Here is a 25,576-nt window from a genome sequence, read left to right as displayed (position 1 = left end):
ATGATCATCGCGTTAGCCCAGCTCAATTACCATATCGGCAATTTCGAAAGAAATACCGCAGCCGTTATTGAAGCCCTCCATGCCGCAAAAGCCAAGGGCACCGATCTCATCGTTTTCGCCGAACTCGCCGTCGGAGGCTATCCCGCCAAAGACTTGTTACGCTCGCCGGCTTTTCTAGATCGCTGCGAAGCTGCTATCTCCGAAATAGCTGCCCATTGTGTGGGGATAGCTTGCATAATTGGGGCACCCGTTCGTAATACAACCGGAAAAGGTAAGCCCCTCCATAATGCCGCGCTGTTCATCGAAGCAGGTCGTGTAAAGCAAACCGTACACAAGGGCTTGCTTCCCGACTACGATGTATTTGACGAATATCGCTATTTCCAGCCGGCAGACGTATTCCACTGCATCAATTACCAACATAAAAAAATCGCACTTACCATTTGCGAAGATCTTTGGAATATCGCGTCACCACCACTATACCGCAAAAGCCCCATGGATGCGCTGGCGGATGAACATCCCGACATCATTATCAATATTGCGGCATCTCCGTTTTCATACAATCACCTCAACGCGCGACTGGACGTATTGCGTACCCATGCCAAGACCAACCGGACGCCGCTATTGTATTTAAACCAAGTGGGTGCCCATACCGACCTCATTTTCGATGGCCGCTCAATCGTTATTTCGCCCACGGGCAAGCTGATCGATATGATGACATCCTTTGCCGAAGCGATAAACTATTACGAAATGGATGACAATGGCGTCACGCCGTTGCAGCAGGCGGATGCCGTACACCATCCACTGGATACACCATTAATTCATCAGGCGTTGTTACTCGGCATCCGCGATTATTTCAAAAAATCAGGCTTCACCAAGGCCGTGGTTGGCTTATCGGGGGGCATCGATTCAGCCGTAGTGGCGGCACTTGCGTGTGAAGCACTGGGACCCGAAAATGTCATGTCGGTACTGATGCCTTCCGTATACTCAAGCGACCATTCCATCACCGACGCATTAAAACTAGTCCACAATACGGGTTGCCATCATGAGATCATCCCCATACAACACATGGCTCAAGCATTCGAACAAGGCCTGGGCACGGCGTTCGACGGACTGGCGCCGGATGTCACCGAAGAAAACATCCAAGCTCGTATCCGGGGCACATTGCTAATGGCCTTTTCCAATAAATTGGGCTACATCCTGCTTAACACTTCCAATAAAAGTGAAGCCGCCGTCGGCTACGGCACATTATATGGCGATATGGCTGGCGCATTGAGCATCATTGGCGACGTTTACAAAACACAGGTCTACCATTTAGCGAACTACCTCAACCGCCATCAGGAAATTATCCCCCAGCATACCATCGTAAAGCCGCCATCCGCCGAATTGCGGCCTGACCAAAAAGACAGCGATTCCCTACCCGACTATGAGCTGTTGGATGCCGTACTTTTCCAATATATTGAAAACGAAAAGAGTGCAACGCAAATCATAGCACTGGGATTTGAAGAAGCATTGGTTCACCGCGTTATCCATTTGGTAGACCGGGCTGAATTCAAGCGCTTTCAAGCCCCGCCAGCATTGCGTGTCAGCAGTAAAGCATTCGGCTCGGGACGTGCAATGCCGTTGGTAGCTACCTATCCATTGTGAACTATGAGCAGATCAAAAGTACGACCCACCCGATTACGGGCGTACACGGTAAGTTATGTGGGCCATGGTGCACAACATTATGAAGCCGATTGATTAAACCATCTGGGCCGCGCGCCGTCTAACGTTATATAAATAGGTTTTTTAGGAGTCCATAGCCATGAAAAGATTCGTTCTATATTTACTTCCCTTGATGGTATTGGCATCTTGTTCGGCGTATCAATACCACACCACCAAAATACAAAGCACCGATTTTTCGCAGTACCGCACCTATGGTTGGCTGCCTCCTATAGATTCGATGTCCAAATCGTATTTTGACAACGACATTGCCAACGCCAATATCTTGGAAACTGCTAATCGGGAATTGGAAGCCCGCGGATTAACATACAGCAAGGACAACCCCGATTTGTTGTTTCGGTACATTGCAATCGTCAACAACAAAAGCCGGCCACTGTACGGTGGCTATCCATATGGCCCATGGGGTATGTGGGGGTATAATCCGTGGATGTGGGGACCGCGTTGGGGACATTATGGTTACGGCTGGAACCGGCCCGTAGGCGAAGAGCGTTACCGCGCCGGTCATATCATCATCGAAGCCAGAGACAGGCAATCCAATACCGTCATTTGGCAAGCCCGTGGCAGCGGACAGGTACGTAATCCGGAAGATGCAATCAATAAATTACCGGAAATTGTCGCTGGCGTAATCGATCAATTCCCATTGACGACCAAGACCAAGCGGTAATGGGTAGTTAAATCTAAATAGAAGGCCGCAATGTCAGGTAAAACGGCACCTCTTCGTGTTGCTTTGAGTTCTCCAAGATAAGGCGAGCAGCCGTCTCCCCCATCTGCTTAAAATCTGTGGAAATGGTGGTTATTCCATCAAGGATAAATTTTTTAAGCGGGGTCTCATTATATGAAATGATTCCTACATCTTTTCCGATTTTCAATTTGAGTGAAATCACACGATCAAGCAACTTCACCAGATCGTCTTCCATCAGGTTGATATAAACCTCACCCTTCGATATCGGTTCTTCCGAAATATCACTCACCAATAAGTGGTTAAAAGCGTACTGTTGGCAGAACCGATAGAATCCCTTGATGATGCCTTTGGGGAAATAACTTTTATCGGGAAAAATTAACTTCAGCGTGTGGTATTTACCCAACCGTTCTTTAGCCTGCTCCAATGCTTCATAGATGTCTTTTTCAAAATTCTCATACACCGCCGAATATTCCCCTCCGACCCCCGGCACCAATTTATCCAAGAGCAACAATTTATCCTTGGGAATATTGTCGATGATTTCGCCTGCCTTATCTCGGCCGTCAATGAAGTGCGGAATAATTACATAATGCGTGTAGGTTTGCTTGAGGTTTTCTAACAATTTACGGAAAAGCAGTAAGTCGTTATTATACACATAGAAATCTACAGAAGCATCGCTGCCGATAGCATTTACAAAAGCGTCATACACTATTTTTTTGTGTGCACTCAGCTTATTGAAAAATAAGACGATTTGCAGTTTGCGCTTGAAATTAGAATCGGCGATATAATAGCCCTTACCGGGGACAGATCCCAACACCCCCAATTGCTTGAGGTGCTTATAGCCTTTCTCGGCAGTATCACGCGATATTTCTAACACATAACTCAACTCGTTAATCGAAGGAAGCATATCGCCCTTCTTTATCTTCCCATTTTCGATCGCATTGATGACTGCATTGGCCAACTGCTGATACTTGGGCGTGGCAGAATACTCGTTGATATAGATATGTTCAAACACAGAAACGGGCTTCATCGTGACTTAACGCTAATTCAAAACCAAGGCTATGCAATTCTTGCATACCCAGCGCTAAAAATAGCATTTTTTTTTTGCACACAGCACTTTTTGATAACAGTAGCTCACGAGACCGGAGTGGGATTAACGCAAACAACCCGCATTCAGCACAGGAGACCGGGAAACAATGGATTGTCGTTCCCCGGTTACCATATATCCATTTAATCTTGATTAGCGAATCTTTTACCACTTACTAATCGAAGATAATGTGACCACCCTGCCTAGTAAATGTGATTACCTGATCTGTCTCGTCAACCGCAGTCAGCACACCATCTGTGGCACGTTCTGCACCTAAACCGTTCACTATTCTTACACGGTACTGCGAGGCAGGCACAGGCGTAGAGTTGTGGTCATAATAATGCACATATACGGTGTATTTGCCGTCCGGCGCATTACTTCCCCAATAGATATTCTCGGGTCCGTACCCGTCTACATCATCCCTATCTAGGTATCCTCCCGATTGTGAGGTTGTGTGTCCGAAATAAATACGCTCGCCAAAGGGATCAACCACATGCAGGTCGATGTCCGAGTCACTATTCCATGACAATCCGATGTGGATGACGCCACGGGAATCGGTTAAATCATCCAAATCCTCCGGCATTACATCAATGGTTTCGAACAACCTGTCTATCAATTCTGAGAAATCCACCCCCCGGACATTGTCCCTGATATTGTTGAAATGACGTTGCAGGTCGCTCCCCACTTCACTGAGATCGAAAATCCCGAGATCCAGATCAAATAGATTGCTCCGATAGGTGTTGGCATCCGTCCGATCGTCACGCTGTTCTTGTTCACGCCGGCCCCGATCGATATCATCGAAAATCTCCCTATCGGTCACTTCCTTAAGGACGTCGAGAATCCGACAGCCTACTCCCCGGCCTCCGGATGCCTTGTTTACGTCACAGATACCGTCGAACAATTCGTCTTTCAACGAACGTAGCGATTCCATCAGATCGTAAACCCCGCGATCAAAATCATCATCTGAGGATTCTCCTCCATCCGCTGCCACAAACGTCCTGTGCCCAATTGAAAATACAGGTGTTTGGAACGAGCGATTGCCCAACGTTTTGCCTGCACCAACCCGCCCCACAGGATCGAATGATGCGATGCGGTCTGGTAATGAAGCCTGTGTCGTCGTACCATCGAAGGTCGTTTCGCGGTTGCCGTCCGTGATTTTCTGCTCGTAGCGCAATGTGCCAAGGCGATTGGTCCAATCGTAAGCATAATAGCGCAGATAAGCTACGGATTCGCTTTCCCGGTGATACCAGTAGAGATCCTGCTCCTGTTCTCCTGTGGCACTATTTATTTGGTAAACGAACGTTGGTTGCCCACTCGCGTCGAGTAGGGCAACCCATTCGCTGTCGGTTTCCGTATCCGACAAATAGACCTTGCTAATACGCTGTGGAATACCGTTTACATTGTCGCCAATTGCGGTTATCTGGAACGTTTCATCCTTGATCGTGATTTGAGGCACGTCCGTAGCATCCGGCACCGTAGCAGATTCGTAAAAATTGACCTGTAATGCCTTCTTGTACTCAGGCTCTTTGGGTTCTTTTTTGCATGCACTCGCTAATACCACGAGTGACATCCATGCGATAAATTGTACGTGTTTCATGAGATTAAATAGTCTATCTTTTTCTAGTTAATAATAATTCGCTACAACGTTAAACTCAATTTGATCTGGAACATATTGTTCTTGAACTTCGCCTCGCCATGGCCCTCATTAGATTGGTAACTCGATTTAATCTTACCCGGAAAATAGTCCAACGCCACTCCCAACCCGCCATACCGTAGGGTGGCGCCGTAGTTCGTTTTAAACCCGAAGTTACCCGCTTTGGTCATTGCTGAAAAACCTTCTTCCTCTCCTTCATCTTCCGGAAAAAATGAAAAGTACTTCTCGTCATCCCTGGCTTCGTCGTAAGCATAGTAATCTACCGAACTAAAATGATAGGTAGCAGCTAGTTGAAGCCGGGCATCAATCACCAATTTGGGAAGCGGGCTAATGGAGAACACAGGGCCCAGCTTCGATGAGGCAGAGACTGCAAAGAAAGAAGTGGCATCAACCTCATAACCAGCGGCTTCATCCACAGACGCCATTTCATCAAAATTAAGTTTGTTGTAGGTCAACGACAGTTGCGTCCAATCCAGCCCAAGGCGCGCATCCAAAATAGGCAGCAGGCTGTTGCGGTGAAAATAATAGTTCCGACCAAACTCGAACACATATCCCCTTTCTGCGCCATAGCGGCCTTCAAGCGCATTTGACAGTAACGATGCTTCCGTGTTTATACTACCCCCTTCATTGACCGAAAAATTCGACAAATCGTCTTTCAGTTCCTGTCCGAAGTTGCTCAATCCAAGCCTAAGATAACCCCTGCTACCTTTCTCTTCCTTTGTGATTTGACCATGGGCCATCAGTGTAGCCGACAACGTAATGGTCAAAAACAATGCATACTTTTTCATTCCTTTTTCTGTTTAAATAGTTAATCTGTAGTGATTATGCTTTTATGGTTTAACCATCTTTCCATTTGGTGTTTCGCTGAGCTGGCACTAGAATGAAAACCCGGCGCCGACGGAAAACACGCGATTCGATATCGTTATCCCCGTCGTATTGACCAAGTTGCCAAAGCCAAATCCGTAGCCTAGATACAGGTTAAACCCGTTGGCGAACCGATAGCCACCCAACAGGTTCATACCGAAATCACCACGATTCGTTTCATACTCTCCGCTACCGAACTCGACATCCTCCTCTCCAGTTTCTATTTCTCCCTCAAAGTCATACTCCCATTTGTTTTTACCGCTCAGCGCAAAAGCGTAATACGGGCCGGCACCTACAAAAACGGTTCCGACACCGGCATTGAAACTAGCTACCGCGTTGACCGGGATCTCGAGATACATCAGTTGGGTTTTGTCGGCAAACGAATCGCCCTCCTCCTCTCCTTTGAGCTGGTATCCTTTACCAGACAGCGTAACACCAGGCTGGATACTCACCTGGTCACTGATTGCATAATCGATATAACCACCAATGTGGAACGCTGTCAGCGTCTTCAGGTAATCGGCAAATTCACCATCAACATCATCTCCTTTCGCAGAAATAGTTGGTAAGTTCAATCCGGCTTTCAATCCGAATTTGATAGGTCTGTCCTGCGCTGAAGCGATTAGAGTGGCTGCAACCAGCAGCGTTAACATACATAGTGACTTTTTCATGATTAATTGTTTGTTGTTGTTAAATTGATTGAATTTCATTGTCTTTTTTTTTCATACCTTATCTTATTCGTATAGCGGAGTCTTAAAACAAAGCATCCATCTCACGGAGACAAATATCTAGACTACAATAAGAAAGGACTATAAATTATCGGACAATGATGAATACTAATCGGACAACCCGTTAGTGCTTGGCTCTGCTATAGGTGGAAGGACTGCAGGAGAACGCTTCCTTGAAACATTTGCTGAAATAAGACGGGCTGTCGAAACCGACACGGTAGGCCGTTTCGGAAACCGTATGGCCGGATTTTAGAAATCCGATACTCCGTTTAAGACGATATTTCCGGATTACGTCGATGGTTGTAAAGCCAGTGAGTTTTTGCATGGTACGGTTGAGTGTACGGCTGCTTACAGCCAGGTGACTGGCCAAGTCTTCTACGCTGAAGCGATAATTGTCCAACTCCTCTTCGATTTTTACATACGCACTCGCCATAAATGGATCTGTCGGCGCAGTGGTGTCGTCCATCGCCGACGATGTGGTGAGGTGTCGATGGTAATAATCACGTAGCCGTAGTTGGTGGTTCAACAGATTACGGATACGCAGCAATAGCTCTTCTACATGGAATGGCTTCGTCAGGTAGTCGTTCGCTTCGAAACTCAGTCCTTTGATCCGGTGCTCGGAACGGCTCTTTGCCGTAAGCAGCATCACGGCGATGTGGTGACAGAAGGAAGTTTGCTTAATCAGCCTGCATAATTCATACCCGTCTACACCTGGAAGCATTATATCGCTGATGACCAGATCGGGAAGTTCTGATTGGCAGATAGCCCAACCCTGCTCGGCATCTGCGGCCTGCAAAACATGATAGGCAGGGTTCAGATTCGCAGCAATGAAGGCGCGTAATTCTTCATGGTCTTCCACAACCAGCACCGTCGCGTCGCGCTTTTCGGTATGACCCGGGCTTACAATCGGCAGCAGCACATCCGTATGCTGCACATGAAAGGTTGTGACATCAAACAAGGGAGCATCGGGTTGTTCTGCTATCGGGAAATGGACAACGAAGTTGGTACCTTTGCCCGGCCGGCTATCTACACGTATATCCCCACCAAGCAGCTCCAATATTTCTTTGACAAGAAAAAGCCCAATCCCACTCCCCCCATTGGACTGATCGGACACCTGATAAAAGCGATTAAAAATATGCTGACGCCGGTTTGCTTCGATTCCGATACCGGTATCGGCAACTGATAACTCAACAAAAGAAGGACACGCTTTTGCAACAACGGATACCTCTCCTCCCACATCGGTAAACTTGACCGCATTGGATAGCAAGTTCGTCACCACGCGTTCATATTTATCAGCATCTATAGCAATATTACCTGAAAAATCGATGCAATTCACTGTAAGAAGCAATTTTTTGTCGTTGCAATGTGGCTCAAACGACGAAACAATCGATTCGGTAAGTAGGGCTACATCCGTCCGGAAAACCTGAACGGGCATCGCATTCGCCTCTATGCGCCCGAGATCGAGCAACTGATTGATCAGGTTGAGCAACTTGATTGACTGGTGGTGAATGCTGTTTAAAGGTCTCAACAGGTAGGCGCTGAGCCCCCCACCCTTTTTTAGCTGCTCCGCATAGCCGATCACCAAGGTAAGCGGAGTCTTTAACTCATGGGTTATGTTAGCGATAAATCTATTTTTCGCAACCTCCAGTTCCAGTTTTCCCGCTTCTTTCAATGCAGTTGAATACCGGTTGGCCAACAGCAATGACTGGCATAACACAAAGCAGAAGAATCCTGTAGGGAGGAGATACCAACTATGGAACACTCCGATATCGTTGAGGAGGTCATTGGCTACACTGACGATGAGCAACAAGAGCCCGCCCACCACGAGCATATTCTCATAGGCGGGAAGCGGCGTCTTGAAAAATCGGTAAAGGAGATAAACGACAAACCATACAAAAAACAAGGCGAATAAGAATAGAAACCGCCCATGGAACGTATTGGGCGTAAGGAGTACCATCATCACATAACCGACGCCGCCAATTTCGATGGTACGCTGCAGGAAAATCGAAAAAACAGGTGCGGGGAGTATGGTCCGGAAATAATACATGAAGCTGACCAGTGCCGCCGGAAAAATCACGTAGAGCAATTTCAACGAGAAGGTGAATGAAGCCTGTGGAAACAGCTCAAAAAAAAGCGCATCGCCGGCAAAAAGCCCCCGAACTGCCATCAAAAAGCAGGCAATCGAAAAGAAAAGCACTCCCCTATCTTTCCTGATAGACAAAAAAATGAAAGCATGGTATATACTGATAAAGAATAACGCACCGATAAGTAGCGCCTGCATGAATATACCTCGATTATTAATATGCCGTATGGTTTCGGGATATCCCATACGCAGCGGAGTTGATATGCCCCCCGCATAGAAGTGAAAATTAGCAACCTGCAAATCCAGCCGTAGACGGTCGCTGGGAATGAGCAGCTCCACAATGGCCGACCGCATTTGCGGTATCACAGCAGTGGATCCACCCATCTGCCCCATGGTAGATAACAATTCACCGTTTGCATAAAGCCGGTAGGCAGACGGGATGACGGGTAGTGCCAGAGCCCAACTTTTCTGTCCTTCTGGCAACAGAATATCCATCGAATACGTTCCATATCCAGTAGGCACAGGCCAAGTCCCCGGCATTTTCAGAAACGTCTGTGCGCGATGTGCCGAATCCGGAGGTCGTAAAGGGTCATAAGAAAACCGCCATTCCCCAGCTAGGTCCACACTCACGTTCTCCATATCGGATTGGCGCAGGTCCAATACACCTTCCCTTACCTTCGGTCCGTGGCCTGATACGGCTAAAGCTAACGAACAGATGAACTGAACCAAGCAAAGGAAAACGGTAGATTTCACGCGGAGGATAGGTTACTGGACACTAGGCTGTATCACATGGTGAAATAGACTTCATTTGACCATGCGGCATTTGCCAAGAGACGTATTTCCGATTTGTCACTGAAATCCAATGGTGTATAAGCATTACTCACGTACCGTTTGGTCAGTAAGCCGAGTTGCTTATAAGTTTCGGCTATAAGTTCAGAACAGTACATCACATGCCTATCTACCTCTTTTTCATGGCTTGGCCCAGCCAAGTTTGCGACCTCGTCATCGATACTTAACATAAAATTTGATTTCTCGCCATCGGCATGCTGCTTTACGATCTTCTCCGGATGTGCACTTACCCTATTTCTATTGCGCCCCAAATAAACCGAAACAAAAACATCCCAATCGCTTGCCGGGAATTTTTTCGCGATATGCAGGTCGAATAAGGCCGGGAGCTTTCCGAAATCAATTTTATGTGGACAGTTCAGCGTTTTTAAAGCAAACTGGATATCCCGATCACCCGCTTGGTTTTTGCGAAGACGTTCTTCCAAAGACACCAACATGGGTCCTTCTTTTACCACATTCCCGTGGGTACTATGCGGCCACAGATTAGGCGCGGACCCTTCCATGTAAGTATTGGACTCCCAAATCAATAATTCTGGCAACCCATGGCGACTGTCTGGATCGATATCCTCGCGCCGTACCACCATGCAAACATGCCCCCATTTGCAGCCTTGAAGCTTCTCCACATAGAAACTACCGGGATACCTTCCATGGACAAGTATAATGTCTCCTGTTTTTAGATATGGGCTGATTTCTTCAAATGCGCTGGTCCATCGGGGAGTAAACCAATCAATCGGTGCGAACATACCGGCTTTTGTGTCAAAAATGGCTTCACTCATTGTTGCGGTCTTGTTATTGCGTTCGTTTATTCATAATTTTGGGATGAAATTATCGTTTTATTAAAATAAAAACAAGCATTAACCTGAATTAAATACCATGGATACACTTTACATCGATGAGCGTGCCCTAGAACACATTTTATGGGGTGCCGCGTTTTTGGGAAGCGGCGGCGGCGGGTCTGTAGAGGCCGGTCAGTTCTTTATTCAACGCATTGCATCGACCGGCAAGGATATACCGTTGTGGACCTTACCCCTTTCTGACGAACAAAAACAGCTCCACGGGTGTGCTATGGCCGATATCGGTGCCAACAGCGCATTGGATCCGAAGCAAGATGAAGCTTTATTGTTTGCATATGACACGCTATTGACCCGGGTGGCCGAGACCGAGACCATCAGTGCCGTGTTTCCGGCCGAGACCGGCGCCGAGAACATGCTGGCTCCTTTTGTGGTCGCTGCACACCACGGTCTGGCTGTGGTAGATGGCGACGGAGCCGGTCGGGCCATCCCCACCCTGCCGCTTTGCACATTTTCCCTCGACCAAACCTACAAGGATCTGCCCATTGCTATGGCAAACGGTGAAGGCGACCGACTTGTGGTCGATTCTGAAAGCAACGCTACACATGAGCCACTCATCCGTGATCTTACCCAGTTAAAGCGGTTCAACAACTCGGCCAGTTTGGCCATGTGGCCTGATACACTGGAGAACCTAGCCGGCAAATGCGTTGCCGGGGCGGTAACGACGGCTATGTCGTGCGGACGTCTCTTTGACGCCCTGCGCAACGAGGACCAAACGATGCTCGATTCGGCTTTGCCAAATGTAAACACATTGACAGGCTATGTTATCGGTAAAGGCAAGGTTGAATCGTTTGCCGTCAATGAAACGGGTGGTTTCAGCTTTGCACGGATCAAAATTAGGAATAGCAAAAGCAACGTCACCTACACATTGATTGCGCAAAATGAGTCGTTGATATGCTATGCGGACGACAACCCAAATCCGGTGGCTTATGCGCCCACATCAATCTGCTGCTTCGGCGTGGACGGCTTCCCCTATACGAACGCGGAGCTCACCAAACAATCGACGTTGGACAAGCAATTGGAAGTATTTCTGGTGGCGGTATCCCCTCGAGAAGCGTTAAGGAACGAGCAACTGGTGGAAGGGTTCACGAAAATCATTGAAGAGCTAGTTGTGGTTTCACCCACCGCCCGACAGAATCCCGAGCTTCGGCTCGTTGTGCCGTTGGGCGACCTTATCGTGAATCTGTGGCAGATGAAGAACAGTTTCATCGATTATACAAAATTTCTCAGTAAATCGTCATTGAACGTACAGGAGGTTACCTATTAAACCACACAGTTCCTTCGCTTGTTCTTTTTCGTACATCGCAATGGTCACCGCCCCCCTAGGCCTGATGGCGCGACCAGGTTTTTGCTCTGTGTCAGACGTTTCCGGCCAAAACGTATACTTGGGCTTGAAGTAGCGGTACTAAGACCTATACAACAGCTTATGATTAGTGGATATATAGCAACTTTATCGGATCACGGCATATAAAACACTTCGGTAAGCGGAACACTGACCGGCGAATTGTCTGCGTTGGTTTCCATGATATCAGCCATATATGCCCACCATCGTTGCACAATGGGGTGACTGCCCAAATCTTGTGAAGATTGGTCACCCACCTGTCCTTGCACCGCGAATAGCGTATTGGTATCTTCATCTAAAAAAATGGAATAGTCGCAGACACCATTTTCTTTCAATAGCGCCGCCAATTCCGGCCAGATTGCATTGTGGCGCTTTTTGTATTCCACTTCACAACCCGCCATAAGCTTCATTTTAAATGCGATCCTTTGCATATCTTGGCTTCATTCATTTTTTCCGTATGATAGTGACCTCTTCAGGGGCCGCGATCTCCGATATTACCTGGCCGTTTGCGCCCTTTCTGTGACTTACATGTATGGTTCCATAAGGGGTAGGATAAGTTCCTTCGGCATACTCCAGATCACCTAAATGCGGGTCGACAAGTACTGTCTTGCTTCCCGGTGCCACGACTTTAATGCCTAATACGTGCTCTGTTAGCCAAGCAGTGGGACCTGACGCCCATCCATGACATAAGCTATGGCGAAGTCCAACGTAGCAATAAGCACCATAATCGCCATGGATATCTTTTTTGCCAGCTGGCACGAGTTCATCTATCCGGCTGGCGTTGGGCAGCCAGTCCATATTGAAATCCTCCCAGAACGTAGTTGCTCCCAAATCCAACATGGCGCCCCAATAATTGCGGATTACGTCCAATGCTCCTTCGTAGTTATCCGCTTTGGCCATCGCCTGGAGCATATAATACCCATAGAATGTAGAGAAGTTCTTCGCACCACCAACGGCCAATACGTCTTTATTCGCCTTTTCGGGAGCTACCATACCCGTAATGGCCATGAGCGCCGCGGCTTGCTTAGATTGGCCCATTGGCGGGGTGTACTTTTTCAAACGTTTTACAGCTTCATCGGCAACCCGAAGCGTTTCTTTATCACCGATGATCTCACTCAGTTTGGCGGCCGTCGATAGCGACCATATGGTCATGGCCTGTAGTCCCGCATGGACTGCGGCTGCATCTTCACTCGATGGCCAATCCAGGAACCTGTTTCCATCCATTTGTTCTTTTCCATCCGGGCCGATCTTCGAAACAATTTGTTTAACCAATTCCGATAAATAGGATTGCTGCTGCATGAGGTAATCCAGGTCACCATGATGCATATACCAATCGTGGTGAAGAATAATCCACCACATCGAATAGGTGCTGATACCACTCATCCAGCCCGGAAGCGGTGTTACGTCGCGAGCCAAATCCAAACTTTTTGGTACAACTTCGTTATAACCGAATACGGTATTTACTGTAGCCACTTCGGGGTGGAGATCACCTACCCATACCAGCCGATCGCGCTTTATACCATCCCAAAGGTAATCCTGCATGTTGAGGTGGACCGTATAGGCTCCGGTTTTCCAGATTTCGTTCAAACGCTCGTCGCTGCTCTTGAACGAACCTAAGTAGGGAATATCGCGATAGGTGAAAATAGCCCTCACCTCTTTCAAGTGCAATTCAGCATCGGCATCGAGTAAGTCGATACGAACAAAACGGAAGCCGCTCTCCCCCACCTGAATTTTACCCAGCCAGGGCACTTGTATATTCATGTCACGGATTGCATGGTCGTTGGTTGCGCCTTTCTCGCCTATTTCGGCCATCGCTTCACTTGCAGACTCACCAAAACGTACGCGAATATTGCGGGGGACATTCCCCGGCGACCACATCCCGGTGACGATTTCCAATCCACCATGCAATTCTTTGCCGAAATCAAGCAATATGCTCGCACGCTCGTCGCCCTCATTCTTGAGCACACAGATGCTGGCGTTGGTTAAATCAGCCTGCCCATTGCCAGGCGTAAGTAGTTGCTCGGTATTGGATACAGCACCCGATTGCCAGAGGATCCGTGTTGGCGACACAAACGTTCGTACAATTTCCGTTTCGCCATCGGCAAAACAGGGAACGATAAATTGCAATAAAAAGAATACGGTGGAAAATACGTGCAGACGCTTCATTTGACTTTAGCTTACAATTAAAATTAATCGCCGCAAGATAGGGACGATTAGCATAACCGGCATCCTGTGCTTACCCGATTGTTGGCGTTAGAGCCTGTTTAAATTTGTATGGTAAAATTTTTTATAGACTATTTTTGAGCGAACCGAGGCAAATTATTCACATTACGTTCGCGTTCTTCGGCGTTCATGAGTATCGCTTTGCTCAGTTTCGCAGGGATAGCCGGAAGCCTATCCCGAGAAAATTTAATCTCGTTTTAAACGAGACCAAAAAGAGACCTAAAAAAATTATCAGATAAATTTTAAACAGGCTCTTAGTACACGATTATGTTACCGAATACCCATCAACGCGAATCGACAGTGATATGGTAGCTGCCGCTACGGAGCCGTGGGAATTTCAACAAACCATCCGCAATTTTAACATCCTTACTATCCATGGGCTTACCGTTGACCGTTACACGGGGACGCTTCTTACCCAGGTGAGGTATTTCTACTTCCGCCAAGGTATTTCCTGGAATGGTCAGTTCCAAGCTGTAGGTCGAATTATCCTGATGGCATGAAATCTCCACCATGCCCTTAATGGTTGGCACATTGGCCGAAGCCCACGCTAACGAGCCGATTTGCGGCCGCACACGAAAGACACTCCAGCCCGGCTCCAACGGCTCGACGCCCATGAGTTTGCGCGGAATGATATTGGCTGGGACGGCACCCCATGCGTGGTTCCAATCCTGGTTGGGTTTGTACTTATTATCCCAAGCCTCCATGGTAATGGTGCTTCCAGCCCGAATCATGTTATACCAACTGCGATCATCCTGTGAGGCAAGTAATGACAACCCGTAGTCGGCATCGCCCATCTCGTAGACCGCATCCATGAGAAATTGACTACCGTATACGCTGCATGCCATCCCGCGCGAGCGGATGAACGCTGCTACGCGATTAACTTTTGATTCGGGGACAAGCCCAAAAGCTAGCGCCATCATATTCGTATGCAAGGAGGCGTGGTCAGTGTCTAGGCCATCGCGATAGGTACCCGATTTACGATCCCACAGCAGGGATTGGAAGGCACCGTAGGTCTCCGCAGCCTTTTCAGCGAACGCAGCAGCATCGGCCTCGAGACCCAGTGCTGTAGCCATCTTAGCCATATCACGCAGGGCCTTGTAATGGAACGCGTTGACCACCGCATTATAATCAGTAAACACAAATCCATCCGTCTCGCCATTGCCTACCATGCCAAAGCCGCCCGTATGTGGCCAGTCTACGATATCGCGCAGCGCCTCACCCTGATAGTGGACAGCTTGCATCAATTGCTTTGTTTGTTTATCTTTCCGAGTACTAATCAGCCCGTTATCCTCCCGCAAGGGCAACAACAATTTAGCCTTCAAATCGTCGTAATGATACTGGACCGACCGAATGTCGCCCGTATATAGGTAGTCGTTATAGGCCATCAGCACCGATTGTAAAATCCACTCGGTGGGCCAAGTGGCATTATATAGCAGGTATTCGTGCGACCGCCGAGCCATGGTGTATTCTTTATCTACGCTGTAGTGGCATAGTTGATTAATGTACGCGTCCGCCTCGTAAGGTATACGCTCCCGATCTCCGTCTACATAGATACCCGCAAATGACGTCGCCTTAATGCTGTATTTACACAGCTCCCATACCGCGTTCAATACCGAATCTGAACTCTCGAAATGGGACGAGAAATCGTTAAATGGGTAGTGGACTGTAGAACGGACGATATCGCCGGTTTCTATGTCACCAGCATATCCGTCGAGCTCGACATACCGGAATGGCAAAACTTCCCCGATATAAGCCGGCATCTTAATGGCTTGCCGGCCGGTATTCCGCTTATCCGGTCTAAATTGCAACTGGTAAGTATGTAGCCCCCGCTTCAGTGGGATCTGGTATTCCGCATAGCGGATGGTCCCTCCGGGCTTACGGTTTATGGTGCCATCGGCGTTAATCGCTTCGCCAAGCCTTACCGTAAGTGTATCCGCCGCGTTTGGTGAGGTCAAGGTCAACCGCAGCTGGCCAAAGGAGGCTTTTCCAAAGTCGGCCCTTATTTGGCGGTGAGACTTCGCCAGCCGTTGCGGCACCTCGTCGGTTTTCTGCAATGGATAAAAAGCGGTTTGGTAATCATGCAGTGTGTCGGCCGTACGAAATTGGCCAACAGGCGACCATAGCGTAGGCGTTCCATCCTCATCCCACACCATCACCCGCCATGCGTAGTCCGTATTCGGTTTCAGTGGTTGTCCCCCGTATCGGACGTTGGTGGATTCCGCAGACATGATCTTACCGGAATCCCACACATCGCCGACTCCTTTTGCCAGACTGTCACGGTCAAGGGAGACCATGATCCGGAAGGCCGATTGCATCGCCCCACGGTCGGTACTAGCCAGTTCCCAACCTAAGAGAGGCTGTTTACTGGCAATCCGCACCTGTTCGCCCAAGTTCGCGTCATCGCCAACAACCGGGTAGCCATTGACCACCCGGAGCGACGGGTATTCCAGCAGGTCAACCTTTAGGCCCAGTACGTTCAAGTCTTGGGCTTGGGCGATACTCACACATTGCGGCATGAGTAGCCACAATAGATAAAACGGGGTTAGTCGAAATTTATTCATCAATAATTCAAATTTAAGTACAATCTACTCAGTTTTCCATCACCAGCAGCCTCACCGGCCCCAGCAATCCCGCCCGGTGTAGCGGACTATCCGCCGTATACTGGTTTACGAATAGCTGTGTCTGCCGCTGATGTTCCGGCAGTTTCTGGTCACCTATAAGCCGGTTTACCCACGTATTGGCCACATCTATTTCCAACCTGTTGCTGCCTTCTACAACCGCATCTGTGACATCCAACCGATACGGTGCCGTCCAGACACCTCCAACGGGTCTCCCGTTTATTTTCACACGGGCCAATGCGACTACCTCCCCCACATCTAAATACAGCCGTTCTTCTTCCTGCCTGGGGCCCACCGAAAAATCAGTGCGGTAATATGCTTTACCCGAAAAATGATTGATCTGCGGGTCGGGATGCAAAGACCAATCGACCAGCTGGTCGAAAACCCAGGATTGTCCACCAGCATCCTGCGGCTGTCCAAACGATACCTGCCACGGTTGCTCCAATACGATCGTTTCTTTGGGTTCCGGAAAGTTTTTCAAATCAGCATCCGGCACGGTTTCGTCCGTAACCGCTTCGCGGAATACGACGAATGCACTTTCATGGGCTTCCAATTTCAGGGGTACCGTGGTCGTCCTTTCCCCGAACGAAAATTCGGGCAGCTTTCTCATGCTTCCGTCAACGGCATTCCATAATTCGGGCTGCCTGCCGTCCGTTCTGAACGCGGCATCAAAAGTTATCAGTGTGTCTTGCTGGTTTGAAATGAAATAGAGCTCAGCATCCGGCAACGTACGGTGGATAAACAGTACGGAATCATTACCTACGATATCACAATCGGGAACAATATCAAGGTACGCCAACGCTTCATGCATGTCCATACCCTCCATAACCAAGCCTTTGCCATACGTGTTGACCTTATTTTGCGTTCCGTCTATGCCGCTCCACATCGCTTCTGCCAAGCGTTGCACTTCCTTATCGGCTTCCCCATAATGCTGTAAGCTAGGCGAACGGGTGGGCCTAGGCCCGAGTATACATCCTCCGGCCTGCACAAGCTCGCTGATCTTCCGCAGCAGTTCAGGCCGCATAGTCTCCAACTGCGGCAACACCAACACCCGGTATTCCATCCCGTCTGGTAGCACAAATTTTCCATCTTTTACAGAGAGCCGCTCGTGGATGACCTCACCGTTGATATAATCAAACGAATAGCCCCGCGGCAACTCGGGGTCCTGTACTCCCGTCATTTTCGGTGCATCTTCGCCGATAAAATAAGCCACATCCGCCACGTATTTGCCCTGTTGGAGCATGAAATTACACCGTTTCAGGTAATCCACAAAAAACCCCATATCCTCAAACCAGGTGTTAAACCGATTGAATTCGGTACCAAACCAGGCATTTACGCCTGGCCTCATATCTTCATAAGGCTGATGGATAAAGAGGGTCAATAGCGTGCTGTTGATGCCTTCGGTAAAAAAGCGGTCGCCCCGTTTTTTTAATAGTGCCGGATAGCGGCCATATTCGTTGCCTGACGACGTAAACGACTCCGCGGATACCTTGACTTTTCCATAGATATGTGCGGCCGATGATGCCGCCCGGTTCTCGATATCGCCCAACGTTCCCTCACTCCAGAACTCACCGGCCAATTCATCGGATTGTCCACCATATTGCAAAAACTCACCGGGAAACCCCCAATGCCCATAGTTTTCGAGCCAGGTTTTCATACCGTGTTTATGGCTGATCTTCCGTAGCCCGCCAACATATTCGTGGGCGACATAATCAGCTACAAACCGTCTTAAATCCCATAAAAACCGATCTGATTCATCTGTGCTCCCCACAACATAGCCATAGTACACCGGAAGATACGGCAGCGGATCGTAGCCCATGTGGTCTTTGAATTTTGCAATAAAATCATCGGTCCAATTCTGCCCGCCGGTTTCATAACTATCCTGCACCACCATTTTCCAGGTCTTCCGGTCTTCTGCGGGGATCCGTCGGATAATTTCGCCAAGAAAAGCGTCAAAATGCTTGGCCACATGGACACTGTTCATCTTATCGATCTCCAGCCCCGATCCTTCGGGCGACGCCGGACTATTGGTCACACCCGTTGGCCGTGTCCCCATGCGTAGCACCAACCAGTCACCTGCAGGTGCCTCCCAAGATAACTGGCCATTCCGATCCATATGTGGCGTGATATCAAGCACCTGGTCCTTATCGATCATCAGCGCCGGACCATCGTACATCACCTGACGCGGCCACAGGTAATCATGCCAATAAGGCAATGGTGTGGGATGCATCCGGGCAAATGTCTTCTCCTTGTAATATTCAATTTTCGGCATGGCACTCAGTTCGATCTCACGGACGCCGGCGTGTTCCGAAACTCCGTCAAATACCAACCTGAACGTATTGCTTGTAACTGCATCAAATGAGACAATAACCGGGGCGAACGGCTCAAAGCCCACATTCAACGCATTGTTGGACCGATCTACGGTGAAGCGTTTGACCTCCTGAAATCCTTCTTGTCCCAAAACCTCCAGCGTTACGTCAAACCGCAGGTTATTTTTGCCAGGATAAATGGAGAGGCTCCGGGCGGTATAATCTGCCGTTGAGACCAATTCGATTACACTCCGTTGGTTTGCGGGCAACGCAATACCTGTCTGGTGGTCCTTATCCACCACTTCGACGGCATCGGCGATATGCGGTTGTGTATTTACCGAAATGTCCAGGTCGGAAAATGACGAACCATAGCCTTCTGGCGCCCGGAACGCGAGCACGTTGACGTCTTCAAAATCACCCTCCGGTGCAGGCAGCATTACCGTGTGGTATTGGGAACCCTTGAGAAAGGTCTCTGTTGCCGCCAGATACCGCATAGCTTCATGCGGCTCCACCCACGGCCCCCCGGATTGACTCCAGCCCGGACTATTGAAAATTCCGATCTCAATATCCAGTTCGGTTGCCGTTTTAAGAGCCGTATGCAATGTCTCCCACCACTCGTCACTAAGAATCTTGACATTCCCATAGGGCACGTTGTCCAACCCGATATTACCGATAAACGCACGGTTGATGCCTACACGTTTCATCGCGTGCAGGTCTTTCACCACACCTTCCTTGGATATATGGTCTGAAATCCAATACCAGAATATCGACGTCTGAATGGTGTCCGGAGCTTCACGGAACACCCGGGCTACCTGATTAATATCGGGCGTTACTTGTTTATCGGGCGTACAGCAGACAAACGCAAATACACCAAGAAACAATAACTTTGTTAGGTTTTTCATGCCAACAATCTTAACTATTTTATTTTACTTCTCGAAGAGCTCTTTTACAGCCCCCAGAGGGCCAAACTTATCGCCCGCCTTATTTTCAAGGTATCTGGAAGACTACAAAATCCTCCAAAAGTCCATAATCATAGCTATCATAGGTTTCTCCTGCAGGATAATGCCTGATGACCCTCCAATGCCACGGTGATACCAAGCCGGGGGTTGGCTTGCCGTGATGTGGCCCAAGCGTATTTTTGAGACTCCCCACGATAATCACCTCCAAATCCTTTTGGCCGTCCTGTACATTTTGCCGCAATTCCAACTCATAAGGTGGATAATGCACATGGCCAACAGTCTTTCCGTTCAGCTTTACGATCGCTGCTGTCCCTTTCCAGGCATTCAACTTCGCCAGGTAGCGCTGCCCGGCCTTACCCTCAAACGTTTTTTTATAGGCTACCTCATGCCCATAAAACGGCATTCCCTGCGCTCTCCAACTACCTACCGAAAGCGGCTCGCTTTCCGCGATTACCCAGCCCTTGGGGCGAGATTGAAGCGCAAAATCGCCTAAGATGTATACGGGTTCGCTCTCGGCATATATCCGCATCCGATTCGTATGTACTTGAATGGTGTTGTTCCCCGGCCTACAATACGGACCGACGTCAAAAACCGCAAAATCCTTATCCAGCCACCACCTGTGAGGGATTGGGCGGACGGCTTCCCCATTAATGGTTACCTGCCACAAATCAGCACGTTCGACCACGGCCTTCAGGCCATCAAGGTCCGTCCCTTCAGAAATCTCAAAATGATAACTGGCGCTAAAGCCTGTGCCGTCGGGGAACGTATCCCGCTGGATGGTGTGGTCCTTGTATTGAACAGATGTATTCCAAGGATTACCCTCCTTAAACCCGTGGTGCTTGAAAACGGTATCGGCAGCAAAGTAGACGTGCAGGTCTTTCAGTAGGGTGTCGCCAATGGCCACATCGCAAAAGTCTATGGTCAGCACATTGGGCTGTAACCGCTCCACACGACTTTCCGATGTCTTAACCACCGCTCCCGGTTTGGCCGGTGCCGTCCATGTACGATACTCGTTTTGCTGCCTGTCGGCAATAAAGAACAGTGCACTTCCTGCCGGCGGCAGCCGGTAGCTGAACGACCGTGCCGATCCGGAAGTCGTAGAAGGAAAACGGAAGATTTCGCCGGTTTCCGTATCCAGGTAAAGTACTTGCTTACCCGTTGCGGTAACGGTAACCGCTTGGTCATCTTCTAAGCTAGAATTGGCGACAAACAGCAGCAGCCCGTCGTCCAATAAGCGTGTATGGTGATAAAGATAGGGCTGCACAATGGCATCGCCTGCAACGATAATATCTTCGGGCAAAAAATGGTCGCGGATCAGTTGGTCAGTCAGCTCGTCGAAAACCTCCACCGTGCCCTGTTTCAGCAAGCGCCGGATGTCTGCCTCTGCCGGTGCACCATCGATATACCTTATTTCCTCAAAGAGCAGCACTCGTCCTCCTTGCTGCGAATACAGCAACAAGAGGTCAAATGTCGGTCGGTCAATATTCTCCATACCGGGCGGGACGACCACCGTGCGATATGTTCTGGCACCTACCGTAAACTGTGCGTTACGGACACTGCCGTGGTCTTTAATTACATTTTCCGATCCCAGATCATACTCCGACTGGGCGCGTTCCAGTGTCGTCACGAATTCCTGAAATTCGTGGCCGATGGCATCACGGCGGGGATTGGCCGACTGGAACGTTGAGTACATCCACGCGGATGTCGTAGGTTCGATAATCAATATGTGATTTACCTGGTTACCTGCCGATAGGGCCAGAGATAATCTGGCGAAATACTGGTTTTGAGAAGCATAGTAAGGCCATAGCGGGTTGTGGTAGGAAAACGACTGCGGGTAGTCGTATTTACGGGCACCGAGCAAGGTCATGTGGGATAAGTGCTGATTCAGCGTATTAACTCCCAAGGCGCACTGCCAGTCACCGAGCCGTTTCATATCCGTCAGGGTAAGCTCCCATCCTCCGCCTCCATAGGTTTCACTCAGTGTCCGTGTGCGCCCCAGTTGGTTAGCCACACTAGAGAGCTCTTTCACCGCACGGATATTGCCAAATTGGGCATTGGGGCTTTGTTCGTTAAATTGATTGAACAACATGTCTATTGCCGGACGCTGGTGCCATGCATACATCGCCATATTATCTCCACCGTGATTGGGATTTGGCCAACCATGTTCCCAGTAATGGCCCGTCCACTCCAGACCTTTTGCTTCCGTATAGGCATACCAGGGTTTTGACCATCGGTCAATGAATAATTGGAGCAGCACTTGATAATAATTATGCCTCACCTTATACCAATCACCCACCTCCTCGTATAAAGAAGGCAGATGAGGTATCAGGTCGTATCCCCATCGCTTCCGGAAGGCATCAAACAGGTCTGGTGTCCAACGGATATTATCCCTGCCCTGCACCTCGATATTGGGTTCGTCGGTAAATATTCCGGGTACCGTGCGGCCAAATTCTGTGCCGATGTGCTTTTCATACCCCGTCATGGTAACCTCAATGAACTTTTCTGTTACCCCGCGTGCAAGCAAATCCACATAAGAAAAACCAGCGTACCAGGGAGATTTGCCGTAATATGCTTTCTTGAAGAGGTAAAAAGTTCCTGTATCTGCACCCCTTCCGGCAACATCAGATATCACGGCATACCCAGTCTCGGTCATTTGCAGGATAATGAAATAAGGTGTGATGTCTTCGGGCAACTTATCTGTCTTCGTAAGGTTGAGCATCTGTCCTTGGTTATAGGATTCGGGCATCATAGCCGGTACATGGCCGCCTGCGAAGCCGCTGGGATAAGAATTTTCGTCGTAAATCCATACATCCAATCCCAGCTCTTTGCCTTTCGCCACGCTATACCGATATAGGCTGAACCACTCGTCCGACAGGTACGGAGTGATTAGACCCGGCCGGGGATGGATGAACACTCCACCAAAGGCTTTATCCTTAAAATCCTGCATCATGCTATCGATGATGGGTTCGGTTACTTTTGTGTGCCACACCCATAAGGGTGCACTACCATAGGCATGACTAGGCTGTACAAACTCCCTTGCCAGCTCGGGGAATGCCGTGACAGCGGGGGGGCGCTGTGCCACTCCCCGGTTACAGTGTAAGAAGACAATGACAACTAACAGGCACTTCATTTGCCCGGTGATTACTCGGCTTCGCATAATATCAACACACTTTGATGGTTTCTAATTCAAGTAATTTTCCCAGTTTTTCTATCTTGCTTGCCATATGCCCTGTTCCCACAGCGCAATGATGCGCCGGGCCGTGGCTATTCCAGCTTTCTACGAAACGGCGCGCACCTATGGGAAAACGGTAACGGCTATTGGTATTACCTATTTCGAGGATGGGACCCGGTTCGGATGCCGCTTCGGCGACCAGCAACACCAGTTTGCCGCTGTCACCTTCGACAACAGATAGTAAGGTTACCGGTCCGTGTTTCACCGACATCTCTACCGACAGTCCCTGTCCAACCTTGCCGTGGTAGACTTGCAATGGCTTCACTTTTATTTTACCGGCTGCAATACGGAAGTGACCCGGGCCGTCGTGCCCCATCAATACAACATCATCTTCAAAGTCCATGGCGTAGTATTCGGTAAACGAGCCCCCAACACCAAAGCTGTCCAGTATTTTCATGGCTTGGGCATTCTTGACCTCATATTCTCCTGCAACGGGTATTCCGTTTGCCGTCAGGTACGTACTGCCCAGTATAATGGAACTCATCGTATCTTCATTTTCCGGTATCCCACTTCCTTTATAGTAATATGCCAGCGCCCCCAGTTTGTGTTTTGCAACCAACATATCCAACGCAACCGACGTACGTGCCGCACGGGCCAATTCATCCCCGCTGCAATCGGATTGCACATCAAATGCTGACCGTAAATCTGCTACCCGGCTGGAGATTTGCTCATGCGTGACTTCCTTCCGCAGTGCGGACAGCTCATCGACTTCCAGGTGTTCGATATGGCCGCCAAACGTAGCCAATTGAAGTGTCAGGTCTGTATAGATATCCAACATACCTGAATAGTATGTCCCCATTACGCCTAATCGGTTGTGCGCCATGATATGGGCAACCTTAGCCGCCGCAATCCAGTCGGCGACCTCCCGCCAGCACGGGTCATCCGCGTCCAGCAACCCGGTAATCTGGTAAAACTGGATGCCTGCTCGTCTGAATACGTTTGCCAATTCCGGTACGGGGCAAGCCGCACAATACGCCAGCCACTCACCCGTCATTTCGCGCCGGCTACCCAAATTATTAAAGTAGGTATAGTCTATCGCTGCCTCGGGCGAAAGATTCAGTACGATGACGGGCACCTTAGCCCGACGTACCACCGGAAGTACCGTAGCAGATAATGCATAAGTGGTCACATAAAGAAAAATCAGGTCTACATCAGCCTGCCGGAAACGATGTCCGGCATCGATCGCTTTATCCACCGTGTCTATTAAACCCAGGTTTACAATATCAATATCGTGGGCTTCCAAACGGTCGTGTACTTGCTGTACATAAGCGAGCAGACGTGGTTTTAATTCTTCAAACTGTTCCCAATACACGTCTAACCCGATCCCAAACAGTCCAACTTTCAATCGTACAGCTGTTGATGTCATCATGCTCATATGGTATAAATCTTTTGCTAAAATATTTTTTATTAACTTGCATGTCTATGTACGATTTGATATTACAGATATACATTTTGGACTAGCTAACGTTCGTTCTGTATGAAAACCTGTCGCAATTATCTTCCTGTAAGTCCCGATGATGAAAAATGGGGATTATGTACATTAAATGCAGGGGCCGGTGCGATTCCATTTTCGTCGGCCTACCCTAGCGCTGATCATCCCGCCGCCTATTATTTCAACTGGCAGAACGGCCGTGTGTTGGGCGAATACCAGCTAATTTACATCACACATGGCGAAGGTGAATTTGAGTCCCAGACAGGCGGGCGGCAGCGTATCAATGACGGGTCTATCGTTATGCTGTTTCCGGATGAGTGGCACCGCTATAAACCCGACGCACAGACGGGCTGGAATGAGTATTGGGTGGGGTTTAAAGGCCCGATAGCCGACCAGTTGGTCAGAAATAATTTTTTCAGTGTCCGGAAACCCGTTATCCATATCGGATTTCGGGAAGAAATCATTTCGCTTTTCGATGATATTTCCGAAAGGACTAGAACTGAGCGTACTGGTTACCAGCCTCTCATCTCCGGCGAGGTCCTGCACCTCCTTGGATTTGTACACGCCATTTCCAAGGAGAACGCCCTTAACTACAAAAAAGACGATACGGAGCAACTGGTGGGTAAGGCCCGGGTTATATTCCGCGAAAACATAGAAACCCCCATTACCGCCGAGCAGGTAGCAGAAGAATTGGGCGTAAGCTATTCGCTCTTCAGAAAGGTCTTTAAAAAATACACGGGTATTTCTCCGGGACAATATGCTATCCAGCTGAAAATAGAAAAGGCCAAGCGGCTGCTGACCTTTCCAGACAAACTCGTTAAAGAGGTAGCGTATGAACTGGGATTCGAATCGTGCTTCTATTTTTCCAAATTATTCAAGGAAAAGACAGGACTCTCGCCCGCAAGCTACCGGGAGCGATATACGCCCCCATTCAAGCGGTGACACCTACTAAT

The 25,576-nt window shown here is 48.9% G+C and carries 16 protein-coding genes; 4 read left to right on the top strand and 12 right to left on the bottom strand.

Features of this window, described 5'->3' with window-relative positions; translation table 11 throughout:
- The gene (locus VNQ80_RS10950) at positions 1 to 1,644 is read left to right on the top strand and encodes an NAD+ synthase (RefSeq protein WP_325638440.1); all 1,644 of its coding nucleotides are present in this window, start codon (positions 1 to 3) and stop codon (positions 1,642 to 1,644) included.
- Positions 1,645 to 1,801: 157 nt separating this feature from the next.
- Positions 1,802 to 2,383 carry a DUF4136 domain-containing protein gene (locus VNQ80_RS10945; RefSeq protein WP_325638438.1) on the top strand — a complete coding sequence of 194 codons (582 nt, stop codon included), beginning with the start codon at positions 1,802 to 1,804 and terminating at the stop codon, positions 2,381 to 2,383.
- 13 nt (positions 2,384 to 2,396) lie between these two features.
- Here VNQ80_RS10945 and VNQ80_RS10940 read toward each other — a convergent pair whose 3' ends face one another.
- The 6 genes from VNQ80_RS10940 to VNQ80_RS10915 form a co-directional block, all read right to left on the bottom strand.
- Positions 2,397 to 3,428: a GntR family transcriptional regulator gene (locus VNQ80_RS10940; protein WP_325638436.1), complete on the bottom strand. Its 1,032-nt coding sequence runs from the start codon at positions 3,426 to 3,428 to the stop codon at positions 2,397 to 2,399.
- A 232-nt stretch (positions 3,429 to 3,660) separates the two neighbouring features.
- A complete protein-coding gene (locus tag VNQ80_RS10935) occupies positions 3,661 to 5,082 on the bottom strand; it encodes a hypothetical protein (RefSeq protein ID WP_325638434.1) in 1,422 nt (473 codons plus the stop codon).
- A 41-nt stretch (positions 5,083 to 5,123) separates the two neighbouring features.
- Positions 5,124 to 5,927: a hypothetical protein gene (locus tag VNQ80_RS10930; RefSeq protein ID WP_325638432.1), complete on the bottom strand. Its 804-nt coding sequence runs from the start codon at positions 5,925 to 5,927 to the stop codon at positions 5,124 to 5,126.
- 87 nt (positions 5,928 to 6,014) lie between these two features.
- Positions 6,015 to 6,671, bottom strand: a complete 657-nt coding sequence (locus VNQ80_RS10925) for a porin family protein (protein WP_325638428.1) — start codon at positions 6,669 to 6,671, stop codon at positions 6,015 to 6,017.
- Between the two features lie 181 nt (positions 6,672 to 6,852).
- The gene (locus tag VNQ80_RS10920) at positions 6,853 to 9,564 is read right to left on the bottom strand and encodes an ATP-binding protein (RefSeq protein ID WP_325638426.1); all 2,712 of its coding nucleotides are present in this window, start codon (positions 9,562 to 9,564) and stop codon (positions 6,853 to 6,855) included.
- A gap of 32 nt (positions 9,565 to 9,596) precedes the next feature.
- Positions 9,597 to 10,433 (bottom strand): hypothetical protein, encoded by an 837-nt coding sequence (locus tag VNQ80_RS10915; protein WP_325638424.1) that lies wholly within the window; start codon positions 10,431 to 10,433, stop codon positions 9,597 to 9,599.
- A 97-nt stretch (positions 10,434 to 10,530) separates the two neighbouring features.
- On the opposite strand from VNQ80_RS10915, the gene VNQ80_RS10910 reads away from it, so the two are divergent.
- Positions 10,531 to 11,775, top strand: coding sequence for a DUF917 family protein (locus tag VNQ80_RS10910; RefSeq protein ID WP_325638422.1), 1,245 nt, complete (start codon positions 10,531 to 10,533; stop codon positions 11,773 to 11,775).
- A gap of 191 nt (positions 11,776 to 11,966) precedes the next feature.
- Here VNQ80_RS10910 and rhaM read toward each other — a convergent pair whose 3' ends face one another.
- The 6 genes from rhaM to VNQ80_RS10880 all read right to left on the bottom strand — a co-directional run bounded on the left by rhaM (position 11,967) and on the right by VNQ80_RS10880 (position 24,560).
- Positions 11,967 to 12,281: an L-rhamnose mutarotase gene (rhaM, locus tag VNQ80_RS10905; protein ID WP_325638420.1), complete on the bottom strand. Its 315-nt coding sequence runs from the start codon at positions 12,279 to 12,281 to the stop codon at positions 11,967 to 11,969.
- 13 nt (positions 12,282 to 12,294) lie between these two features.
- Positions 12,295 to 14,016, bottom strand: a complete 1,722-nt coding sequence (locus VNQ80_RS10900; RefSeq protein ID WP_325638418.1) for an alpha-L-rhamnosidase C-terminal domain-containing protein — start codon at positions 14,014 to 14,016, stop codon at positions 12,295 to 12,297.
- 341 nt (positions 14,017 to 14,357) lie between these two features.
- Positions 14,358 to 16,634 (bottom strand): alpha-L-rhamnosidase C-terminal domain-containing protein, encoded by a 2,277-nt coding sequence (locus VNQ80_RS10895; RefSeq protein WP_325638416.1) that lies wholly within the window; start codon positions 16,632 to 16,634, stop codon positions 14,358 to 14,360.
- A gap of 28 nt (positions 16,635 to 16,662) precedes the next feature.
- A complete protein-coding gene (locus VNQ80_RS10890) occupies positions 16,663 to 19,902 on the bottom strand; it encodes a glycosyl hydrolase (RefSeq protein WP_325638414.1) in 3,240 nt (1,079 codons plus the stop codon).
- 85 nt (positions 19,903 to 19,987) lie between these two features.
- Positions 19,988 to 23,116 carry a glycosyl hydrolase gene (locus VNQ80_RS10885; protein WP_325638412.1) on the bottom strand — a complete coding sequence of 1,043 codons (3,129 nt, stop codon included), beginning with the start codon at positions 23,114 to 23,116 and terminating at the stop codon, positions 19,988 to 19,990.
- Positions 23,117 to 23,120: 4 nt separating this feature from the next.
- The gene (locus tag VNQ80_RS10880) at positions 23,121 to 24,560 is read right to left on the bottom strand and encodes an arabinose isomerase (RefSeq protein WP_325638410.1); all 1,440 of its coding nucleotides are present in this window, start codon (positions 24,558 to 24,560) and stop codon (positions 23,121 to 23,123) included.
- Positions 24,561 to 24,668: 108 nt separating this feature from the next.
- Between VNQ80_RS10880 and VNQ80_RS10875 the strand changes: the two genes are divergently transcribed.
- Positions 24,669 to 25,565, top strand: coding sequence for an AraC family transcriptional regulator (locus tag VNQ80_RS10875; RefSeq protein WP_325638408.1), 897 nt, complete (start codon positions 24,669 to 24,671; stop codon positions 25,563 to 25,565).
- The last annotated feature ends 11 nt before the right edge of the window (positions 25,566 to 25,576 follow it).

Source organism: Parapedobacter sp. (assembly GCF_035556095.1).
GTDB lineage: Bacteria > Bacteroidota > Bacteroidia > Sphingobacteriales > Sphingobacteriaceae > Parapedobacter.
Note: the sequence above shows the minus strand (reverse complement) of the source record. Positions and strands in the feature narration are given on the sequence as shown.